We start from the raw sequence: 10,379 nt of genomic DNA on the forward strand, positions 1-10,379 counted from the left end.
TTTTCAAGGCTGCCTTTCGTCCAGAAGGTTCCGAAAGACAGCCCCAAAAAGCAATTTAGTCTTTGTCGTAATCACGGTCAGCCATAACCGAGAAATCAAAAATACGACCACCCAAGGCACCCCGCGCTCCATTGCTGGTCATTTCATAGAGAAAACCATATTCACCGGGTTTCATGGCATATTTGGGGGTCACTTTATAAACACCGGGTCTAACCATTTCGGAATCGATGGGGATCTGGTCTTTATCCATGACACCGCTTTTCATGCCGCCCAAATTCTGGCTACCCACACGAATTTCGCGATGCCCGTTTTTACTTTTCATCTTGATAAGGGTGAAGGCATTGGGTGAATTGATGACCGATTGTAAACCGGAACTCCATGTGCTGGTTGTCTGCTGGTTATTCGCCTCATCAAAGAAGAAATAGAAAACCGGCTGCTCATCTTCGCTTTTATTGCGGGCATGCTCACTCTGGATAGAAGCCTTAATACTCATCGAGGCAATACCGCTCGTCAAAGCATAGCCCCATGTGCCACCGGTTTTAGCCTGATTGGTTATCGTGGAATCGATATGCTGCATTTTGGGCGGATAAGAATGTGAATTGAGAAGATAAACACCGGAGGCGTGAGGCACCATCGGATCGGGCGAGTCCATCGACAAAGCCGCCGCTTTTGGCGCGCTTTTCTCAAGCATAGCCGCCAAAACTGGACTGGAAACACCGCGCTTCCGTAAAGAGATAAGCTGGTCGGTCGAAAGATCAAAATCCGCATCCGAATTTTTGACTTTGGCAATGATCGCTTCATCGCCAAGGCCGGTATTGGTCAAGGTCACGACGGATTCATTATTCAGTGTTTCTGCCAAGGCGGGCATAGCACAGCTGATAAGCGCAGCCAGAATAAGCGGCCTGATTTTCATGAAATTCCCCTGTTTTTTGTCAAATAATGTAAAAATCGGGGTAACCTAATGAAGAAACATTTTTATTGAAAGTAAAAATAGAAATAGGAAGAAAAAATATATCTAAATTAGATGATATAAAAAGAATATTTTTTATAATTTTATTTTGTATTTGAAAAATATAAACAAAGCGATGGTGAATATATCTTCTTCAAGATATTACCTTGAAGAAGATTATCGCTCTTGTATTTTTTAATATCACTCTGACCACAGAGAAAAATTAGTCTTCTTTTTTATAATCCTTTGGAATTCTCTCTTTTATTTGCCACCATCATGGCCTGACAGGCCGCCAGATCCCAAGCCGCACAGCCTACCGATTTAAATAAAACAGGCATCCCAATAGGCGGTGTTACCTCCAATGCCTTAGCCAAAGGTTGCACTTTCGACCATTCAAGGCCAGCCTGAATAATATCGCCCGCTTCACTAGGCGCACCGATTGGATCATCGACATAAACAAGGCTGTTTCTGACGATCTCCGGTGCGATTTCGACCATTTCCGGCTTAAAAGCGCCGACTGCAATGACCAAAGGACAGGCCGACGGCGCTTCATTATAAATGACTTCCCGACTAGAGGTAACCGTAATCACCACGTCAAAAACCCGTCCTTCTTGGCAATCCGGCTGCAACCGCAAAGGCAAATCAGATAATTTCTGACAAAAGGCTAAACTGCTTTCTTTGGTGCGTCCTCTGATAAAAACCGAACTTTCAGGATAAAGGGCAGCCAAAGCCTCACAATGGGCAATCGCCTGAACACCAGTGCCGATAATCAGAATATTTTTGACACTTTGCCGTGCCAATAAGGCGATCGCCAGCATCGACAAAGCGAAGTCCGTAACATCGTAACCGTTGGCGCATCTAGGGTAAAAAGCGGGCTACCCGTTCGGACATCGGCACAATTGATTGCGCCTTGGATGACAGGCCGATCAGACGCTGCGTTATCAGGGCAGATAGTCAATATTTTGGTGACAAATAATTCGGAACTAGCCGCAGGCATCACCATGAACAAAGCTGGATTATCCGAGCGCGCTTCCGGCGCCGCAATCGTTACCCGTTCAGGACAAATTATCTCCCCTCGCGCATAGGCTATTATCGTCTTTTTCAAGGATTCGACCAAAAGAGGATAGGTCAAAAGGCGCTTTGTCTCTGAAGCCGAGTAGATTTTCATATTTTTAATAACTTGTTTCGAGTGGGATTTTCTTTGTTAGACCAAAAGACCTTGAGATAATGCGTCAATTTTTCAAATAAGTCACTTTTTAGCCTTGGAACGACCCAATACAGATCAACTTCTACCGCTCCTTTTGGCTGTAATTCTATTAATCGCCCTTCTTCTATATCGACTTTAACTAAGGGTAAGGGCTGCATCCCCCATCCCGCTCCAGCCAATAAAAAATTTAAAAAACCTTGTGTTGTGGGGATGTAATGAATCTTAGGGGGAAGCGGCATCGCATAATTTTGCTGTAGCCACTGACTTTGTAAACCGTCATGCTTTTCAAAGCAGATGCACGGCGCTTGAGTAAATGCCTGTTTGGTGAAACCATCTGGGAAATAGCTTTTTATAAAAGATGGGGTCGCACAGGCAATATAGACCATTTTTCCCAGATGAATTGTCCGGCATCCCGTTATTGGGGCTGTTTGCGCAGTAATGGCGGCCATCGCTTCACCAGAACGCAATTTATCCGCCGTCACTGTTTCATCTTCTACGAAAAGATTCAAAAAGACTTTTTCTTGTTTAATAAAATCGGCCACAGCATCGGGAAACCACGTTGCAAGGCTATCTGCATTGACCGCTATTTTTAGATGAACAGGCAGCGCTTCTTTTGAGCCAGAAAGCTCGGCGATTTCAGCTTCCAGTAGTTGTACTTTTTCGACATGAGCACATAAAGCGCGTCCAATATCCGTTGGCATGCAAGGTTGGCCTCGGATAATCAACAAGGCACCTAATCTTTCTTCATATCCTCGAACACGCTGCGATATCGCAGAAGGCGTAATCCCCAAAAATCGGGCAGCCGCTTCAAAAGAGCCTTCCTGTATCACAGCATGGACAGCGACAAGCGCGGTATAATCTAGCATAGATGAAGTTTTCCTTCATCATACTTAGAAAAACAAGTTTTTCTTCATGATAGGGCTGAAATATAGAAAATCTTATGTCCTATATTTTGATCCCTTTTTTGTCTGGCTTTGCATTATCCGCCTCTTTAATCATGGCTATTGGTGCCCAAAATCTGTTTGTTCTCCGCCAAGGATTGAAAAAAGAACATATCGGCGCAATCGTTCTTTTTTGTGGGTTATCTGATGCTCTGTTGATTACTCTAGGCGTCAGCGGCGTAGGTGCCTTCCTCTCAAAAATACCTCAATTATCGAAAATCTTTACCCTCGCTGGATTTCTGTTTCTTTCCTATTATGGCATCATGGCATTACGCCGCGCGATGAAGCCCGAAGACAGCCTTAATCTATCAAAAGGCCATTCTGTCTCTCTTGCAAAAGCCTTATTTACAGTCGCGGCTTTTACATGGCTCAACTCACATGTTTATATTGATACGGTTCTTTTGATGGGGACAGCCGCTTCGGCACAACCTTATTCTTTACGGCCTATTTTTGGGATAGGGGCTTCTGCGGCCAGTTTTGTCTGGTTTTTTGCGCTTGGCTATGCCGCCCGTTTTTTACAACCTATTTTCCAGCATCCGCGTTCGTGGCAAAGGCTTGATATTCTTACAGGTAGCGTCATGCTTTTCCTTGCTTTTTTATTGCTCTGGCAAGGCATCCTTCATCCATTTCTATCTCTATGAATGACTGTCTATTTTGAACTGATTTCTAAAGTAACCTTTCTTTTGCGCCGGATAAAATCTTCAAAATTTTTTGTAAAAGCCTGATTCCAACGCTAAAATAACTTTCTGCGCTTTTATCAAAGGCCGTAAAGGAAATATCTTGCTCGTTATTCATACCATAGCCGAACTTCGCGCCCATCTTGATGAACATCGCCAAAATCGCCGCAAAATCAGCTTGGTGCCTACAATGGGTTTCTTACATCAGGGACATATGGCCTTAGCGCAAAAAGCGAGGAAAGAATCTGATGTTGTGGTGCTTAGTATTTTTGTTAACCCGATACAGTTCGGCGTTAATGAAGATCTCGATGTTTACCCAAGAGATTTACCTCATGACATCGCATTATGTAAAGAAAATGGGGTGGATATCCTTTTTGCGCCTTCGGTGGCTGAAATCTATCCAGAACCGATAATGACCTCGGTCGAGGTTCAATCACTTTCCAATATTTTGATTGGTCGTCATCGCCCCAATCATTTCCGTGGCGTGACGACGATCGTCGCAAAGTTATTGAATATTGTCGAACCCGATAAGATTATTTTCGGAGAAAAGGACTATCAACAGCTTATTATAGTCCGTCGGATGATCCGCGATCTTTCCTACAAAGCCGAAGTGGTTGGGGTGCCTATAGTTCGTGAAGAGGACGGCTTGGCCTGTTCTTCGCGCAATGCAAGATTGACCAAAGAAGATCGCGCTGCGGCGGTCATTCTTTCGCAATCCTTGAAAAAAGCCCAAAAAAGGATTTTGGAAGGCGAAAAAGATGTCTCCACTATCCGCCAGTTAATAGAAGACAATATCAAAAGCGAAGCACGGGCAAAAATTCAATCTATTGATATCTGCCATGCTACAAAATTAGATACTCTCGACAGGATAGATAATCAGCCGATTGTTATTCTACTCGCTGTCGCTTTTGGTGACGTCGTTCTGATCGATCAGCAGCTCGTTACGCCCAAGGAGAAAGCGCTCTAATGTCAGCCATCCCTTCTTCTAATAAGCGCCGGACTATTCCCGAGCTTCGCGCGCGTAAAGGCAAGTCGCCGATCGTTGCTTTGACGGCTTACAGTGCTTTAACCGCCCGTTTTGTTGATCCTTACGCCGATTTCATTCTTGTCGGGGACAGTCTTGCCATGGTCGAACATGGTATGGCGACGACTATTGGCGCCTCGCTTGATATGATGATTTTACATGGTCAAAGCGTGATGCGCGGTTCCGAGAAGGCCGCTGTCGTTATCGACATGCCTTTTGGTTCTTACGAAGCGAGTCCACAGGAAGCCTATCATAATGCTGTCCGTATTTTGTCCGAAACAGGATGTTCAGCCGTAAAACTTGAAGGCGGCTCTCATCTCGCGCCTGTTATCGCCTTCCTCACAGCACGAGGGGTGCCGGTTATGGGGCATATTGGGTTGACGCCTCAATATGTTCAGACTTTGGGCGGGTTCAAAATACAAGGCCATAGCTCGGAACAACAAGACAAGATTAAACAGGACGCTCTTGATTTTGAGGCCGCCGGTGCTTTTTCCGTCGTGCTAGAAGGGGTGACCGAACCGCTTGCCCGTGAAATTACGGATAATATCGCGATACCAACGATTGGTATCGGTGCCTCTTCTTATTGTGATGGCCAAGTTTTGGTTTTGGAAGATATGCTGGGCTTCAATGACAAGGTGCCGCGTTTCGTCAAAAAATTTGCTCATCTTGGGGATGACATCAAAAAAGCGGTTTCAGACTATGCCACTGCGGTTTCAAATCGTAGTTTTCCAGCAGAAGACAACATCTACAGGCCAAAATCTTAAAAAGACCTGATTGTTCAAATGTCAGTTTCTTCGGGATTGTTGGTCTGTTTCTAAAAGCTGTTTTTCACTTTTATTTTAAAAGAAGGCTGTTCTTTTCAAGGAAAATAGTCCTCCTCTGACTCTGTAATATTGCATAAATAAACAGAGGTGTAAGGCGGCTATAATCGACAAAGAAGCAGTAGGATTTCAAGAATAGTGAAAAAAACAGGATGGAAAGCGGCAATCATTTTGGCCGCGATTGCGCTGGGTGCTTTGCTTTTTTGGGGTGCCTTCAAGCTGAATAGGCCAACAGCCAAAACACCACAGGAAGAATTAAAGCTCGCGCTGAAATATGCGCATGGCGATAGCTCGAATATTGATAAAAGCAAGGCTTTGACCCTGATCCAGCAAGCCGCCAATAAAGGCTTTGCTCCGGCTGAATATGCGCTTGGTACTTTTTACTATAAAGGCGAAGCGGTCGCGGCGGATAAATCCAAAGCCCTCTATTGGTATCAACAGGCGGTTACGCATGGGGACGCCGATGCCGCCCTTGCTTTGGGCAATATGTATTATAATGGCGATAGTATTGCGCCCGACAAATCCAAATCCGTTGACCTTTATCAACAGGCGGCCAATCAGGGCAATGCCCAAGCGCAGTTAAATCTTGGCCTAATGTTTTCTCGTGGGGATGCCGTTTCTCTCGATAAAGCCAAAGCACTTTACTGGTATCAGCAAGCCGCTGATAAAGGTAATCCACAGGCTGAACTTATTCTTGGCAATATGTATTATAATGGTGACGGCGTTGCCGTTGATAAAGCCAAAGCGCTTTCTTGGTATCAACAAGCGGCCAATCATGGTCTCGCTCAAGCTGAACTTGCTCTTGGCATTATGTTCTATAATGGCGAAGGCGTTACCGTTGATAAAAATAACGCCGCCTATTGGCTGAAACAAGCTGCTAATCATGGGAATGATACAGCAAAATACCAACTGAAATTATGGTTTAATTCTTAGGTCGTTATAAAAAATTATAAAAACGGTAAAAAAGTAATGAAAAAATGACAAAAAGCCGCCTCTGATTTCCTTTCATGGACGGCTTTTCTGTCTTTTTTGATCTTGGGATATTTTATCCTTTGCCCTATTTTTTAAATCATTCACTATAATAAATTGATATTTTATTTAAAAACATTTGATTTATAGTTGTTTTTTAAACAAAAAATAATAATAAGTAAATTTATGTATTTAATTCTCTTTGAATAAATAATTATTATATTTTTAAGTCGTTTGATTTTTTTAAAAATTTTATTTTAATTGCAATGTAATCTTTAAAAATAAGAATGAAATTATAATAGCTATTGTAATAGTTAATCATATAATACTGAGAACAATTCATGAATGCTTGAATCTAGGTGGGTTTTGTTCGCGATGTCATGGCGGCTGATAAACCCAAATCCCTTTTCTAGCATGAGCAAGCGACTAACCCGCAAAGCCAAATATACTCTGGGTTGTTTCTGCCGTGCAGGCGATGCTGTCGCGACTGATAATTCCAAGCTTTTTGTTGGGTGCTGACCGTGTCCAATAAAGGCTATGATCCACGCATAATATCATTGAGGCTTTTATATTACAGCAGAGATAGCCTTGCCGCCAATCAGTCTAAAGCCTCTATCATTCTCAAAAAGCATCTGCTCACGCTAGTGAAACTACCCAAAAATAGCTGGAATATCATTCGGTTGTCAGGGCTTGGAATAGCGCCTGAATATTTTTTTTGGCAGCCTTCTTGCTACAATCCACCAATCTGTTTTTTGGCTTATTTTAAAACCGCTTTTTCTAGGGATAATTTCTAACTTTCCGATTGGAGGATGTCGGCTGCACCATAATGGGCTATTTTGGAAAATAGACCGAGAAGCTGGTCTTTTGTGGGTGTTCCACCCCAAACATAAACAGAGAGAATAATGGCTTTATTCGGTTGAGGCCAAAGAATGGCAATATCACTGGCGGCATCATGGCCATTGGTGCCGGTTTTGTCCGCGATGACCCAGTTTTTGGGCAAGCCTGCCCGCAACCGCTGACTGCCTGTCTGACATCTTACCATCCAACCGGTCAGCCGATCGCGGGAGGAAGGTGATAATAGAGAACCCAAAAGCATTTTTTGCAAATTGCGCGCCATAGCTATGGGCGTTGTCGTATTTTCTACGCCACCATAAGGCGTTTCGTTTAAAAATGGCTCGATATTGTCTAACCGACTTTGATCGTCCCCCAACTGCCGCCAGAAGGCTGTCAAAGCCAAAGCCCCGCCACTACGTTCCAACAGTTTATTGGCACAGAAATTGTCGCTTTGTTCAATCGCTCCCTGACAGAGTTCAGCAACCGACATCTCTGCTTTATCAAGATGAGCCTTGGCAAAAGGCGCGTATAAATCTTCAATATCTTCAGGCTTATAAGAAATAATCCGGTCAAGGCTGTCTTGCCCACGGTCACAACGCAACAAGACAGAAGCCACAAGAGAAACCTTAAAGCTGCTGCACATGAGAAAGCGTTCATTCGCCCGCCAAGCAAGGCTTTTTCCTGTCGCTATATTCTGGGCATAAATCCCGACATGCCCACCGGTTGCCTGCTCATATTCAAGCGCAATCTCCTCAATACTGACAGCCCTTTCCGCAGGAACTGCCCGTTTGCCCCATAGCGCTTGGCAAAAAACAGATGGAAACAGAACCGCCGTCCCAGCTGTCCCCAAAGCCAAAACATCCCGCCTCCGCATTGATATGACTCCCTACTGCTATCCCGCATTCTTGGCACAGCGCATTAAGCTCGACAATGCCTCGTCGCTTTCTTTTGGAATATCTTTCAGACAAGCCTTCTGGCTAGCATAAAGAGATCAATCCAGCTTCAATCTGTTCTTCTGAAAAATGAAATGAATAAAAGAAAGATGTTTTTATTTTTTATAAAAATTTAAAATAAAATATATTATATTTGCTTTTTAAAAAAAATATATATTATGTTTATGTGTTTTAATAATAGGATAATCGTCATGGCAAAGCTAAAGTCAGCCATTACTATTTCAACAGTTTTACTGCCTATTAGCGGTTCCATAAATGCGATGGCCTTGTCCCCAAAAATGCCGTTGCATCATACAGAAACAAATAGATCTTTCGCATCATAACCTCTTTCTAAGGGATAATATGGAAGAAGTTTTATTGAGAAGAAAGCGCTTTCTAGTTCTTTTTTATCGAGAAAGAATTTAAATTCGAATAAAATTTTTAACATTATAAAAGAAATTAAATTATGATTTTAGTTAAAAATTTAAATTTTTCTGTTTCAGGCAAAGAAATACTGCATGATATCAATCTAGGCTCAGGACCTGTTAATTTCTTGAGTTGAGCGGGCTGTTGTGATTCACAGGTTTACCGATGGAGGTGAAGCTGTGAGTGACGTGTTTTTGCTGTCTGAGCACCAGATGGAACGGATTAAGCCGTTTTTTCCACTGGCGCATGGTGTGCCGCGTGTCGATGACCGTCGTGTCCTGAGCGGGATCGTTTACGTGATCCGCAACGGCCTTCAGTGGAAAGACGCCCCGAAAGCGTATGGCCCGCACAAGACTTTATACAACCGGTTTATCCGGTGGAGCCGCCTGGGTGTCTTTGACCGGATCTTCGTCGCCCTGACGGAGCAGGCAGGCCGTTCAAAGCGTCTGATGATCGATGCAACACATCTGAAAGCACACCGGACAGCGGCCTCCCTGCTCAAAAAGGGGCTTTTCCCCGCCATATCGGACGCACGAAAGGCGGACTGAACTCAAAGCTTCACGCTGTATGCGATAGTCAGGGCCGCCCTGTCCGGCTGCATCTGACCGCAGGTCAGGTCAGTGACTTCAAAGGCGCGGATGTTCTGCTGGCAAATCTGCCGGAAGAAACACAAGAAATTCTCGGGGACCGGGGATACGACAGTAATAAAATCAGACAGTCTCTCGCAGACCGGAATATCACCGCCTGTATTCCGCCGAAGAAGAACCGGAAATCAAAGCCGCCTTACGACTGGCATCTGTATAAAAAGCGTCACCTCATCGAAAATATGTTCGCAAAGCTCAAAGACTGGCGGCGTGTCGCAACACGATACGACCGGTGCGCTCACACATTCATGTCAGCAATCCATATCGCAGCAAGTTTCATCTTCTATCTCAAAGAATGAGTCCTGAGCCTAGAATGGTCTTGTGGTATTCTTGCTATTGTCGGAGGAAACGGATCCGGTAAGTCAACATTATTGAGCTGTCTTTCATCTTCATTAAAAACAAGTGATCATTCCATTTTTTGGAAAAATAAGCCTATAAATCAGCAACTCAGTAATTATCGCCGTTCTATAGGATGTGCACCTCAAGGTCGTAGTCTAGATTCTCATCTTACAGCCATAGAATTTTTGTCTGCTTGTGCGGCTTTGCGTTGCCTTTATTCATCTCAAATGAAGGTAGAGATTGCTCATATTTTAAAAAATGTTGGATTATCTTCCCTTGCAGACAGGCCCTTAAATCATTTTTCAGGTGGTAATCTCCGAAAGATACTTATTGCTCAATCTTTATTAGGTAGTCCTGAATTACTTATTCTTGATGAGCCTACTTCAGAGGTCGATATCTCTGCCTCTGAAATGATATGGTCAAAATTAAAAAAATATTCTCAAAATCACGCTGTAATTATTGCCAGCCATGATCTGCCTTCTGTCGTGAAATATGCTGATAAAATAGCCGTTATGTCGGCAGGAAATTTATCACCGCTTGAATCTCCCGCAAATTTTGAAAAATATGAAAATGGGATATTCGACCTATGAATAGGTGTGTTTTAAAAACAGCGATG

At 43.6% G+C, this 10,379-nt stretch carries 9 protein-coding genes and 1 pseudogene; 6 read left to right on the forward strand and 4 right to left on the reverse strand.

Annotated elements, in window-relative coordinates:
- Positions 1–55: 55 nt before the first annotated feature.
- The 3 genes and pseudogenes from ZMOB_RS06285 to ZMOB_RS06295 all read right to left on the reverse strand — a co-directional run bounded on the left by ZMOB_RS06285 (position 56) and on the right by ZMOB_RS06295 (position 3,022).
- Positions 56–913, reverse strand: coding sequence for a hypothetical protein (locus ZMOB_RS06285; RefSeq protein WP_014500934.1), 858 nt, complete (start codon positions 911–913; stop codon positions 56–58).
- A gap of 272 nt (positions 914–1,185) precedes the next feature.
- Positions 1,186–2,117 (reverse strand): annotated as a pseudogene (locus ZMOB_RS06290) (delta(1)-pyrroline-2-carboxylate reductase family protein).
- Positions 2,114–3,022: an ArgP/LysG family DNA-binding transcriptional regulator gene (locus ZMOB_RS06295; RefSeq protein ID WP_014500935.1), complete on the reverse strand. Its 909-nt coding sequence runs from the start codon at positions 3,020–3,022 to the stop codon at positions 2,114–2,116. Before ZMOB_RS06295 ends, ZMOB_RS06290 begins: the two are co-directional and overlap by 4 nt.
- 74 nt (positions 3,023–3,096) lie before the next feature.
- On the opposite strand from ZMOB_RS06295, the gene ZMOB_RS06300 reads away from it, so the two are divergent.
- The 4 genes from ZMOB_RS06300 (at position 3,097) to ZMOB_RS06315 (ending at position 6,552) form a co-directional block, all read left to right on the forward strand.
- Complete coding sequence (locus ZMOB_RS06300) at positions 3,097–3,738, forward strand: LysE/ArgO family amino acid transporter (protein WP_014500936.1); 642 nt, start codon at positions 3,097–3,099, stop codon at positions 3,736–3,738.
- Positions 3,739–3,877: 139 nt separating this feature from the next.
- Positions 3,878–4,741, forward strand: a complete 864-nt coding sequence (panC, locus tag ZMOB_RS06305; protein ID WP_014500937.1) for a pantoate--beta-alanine ligase — start codon at positions 3,878–3,880, stop codon at positions 4,739–4,741.
- Complete coding sequence (panB, locus tag ZMOB_RS06310) at positions 4,741–5,562, forward strand: 3-methyl-2-oxobutanoate hydroxymethyltransferase (RefSeq protein ID WP_011241693.1); 822 nt, start codon at positions 4,741–4,743, stop codon at positions 5,560–5,562. Before panC ends, panB begins: the two co-directional genes overlap by 1 nt.
- Positions 5,563–5,757: 195 nt before the next feature.
- Entirely contained in the window at positions 5,758–6,552 is a 795-nt protein-coding gene (locus tag ZMOB_RS06315) for a tetratricopeptide repeat protein (RefSeq protein ID WP_014500938.1), read from the forward strand.
- 826 nt (positions 6,553–7,378) lie between these two features.
- Here ZMOB_RS06315 and bla read toward each other — a convergent pair.
- Positions 7,379–8,296 carry a class A beta-lactamase gene (gene bla / locus ZMOB_RS06325; protein WP_014500939.1) on the reverse strand — a complete coding sequence of 306 codons (918 nt, stop codon included), beginning with the start codon at positions 8,294–8,296 and terminating at the stop codon, positions 7,379–7,381.
- A 663-nt stretch (positions 8,297–8,959) separates the two neighbouring features.
- Between bla and ZMOB_RS09895 the strand changes: the two genes are divergently transcribed.
- Both ZMOB_RS09895 and ZMOB_RS06335 read left to right on the forward strand, forming a co-directional pair.
- A protein-coding gene (locus ZMOB_RS09895; RefSeq protein WP_099045773.1) for an IS5 family transposase occupies positions 8,960–9,723 on the forward strand; the annotation gives its coding sequence in 2 pieces (ribosomal slippage) (positions 8,960–9,293 and positions 9,293–9,723; 765 coding nt in all).
- Positions 9,724–9,759: 36 nt separating this feature from the next.
- Positions 9,760–10,353, forward strand: a complete 594-nt coding sequence (locus tag ZMOB_RS06335) for an ATP-binding cassette domain-containing protein (RefSeq protein WP_260432238.1) — start codon at positions 9,760–9,762, stop codon at positions 10,351–10,353.
- The last annotated feature ends 26 nt before the right edge of the window (positions 10,354–10,379 follow it).

Source organism: Zymomonas mobilis subsp. mobilis ATCC 10988, from assembly GCF_000175255.2.
GTDB lineage: Bacteria > Pseudomonadota > Alphaproteobacteria > Sphingomonadales > Sphingomonadaceae > Zymomonas > Zymomonas mobilis.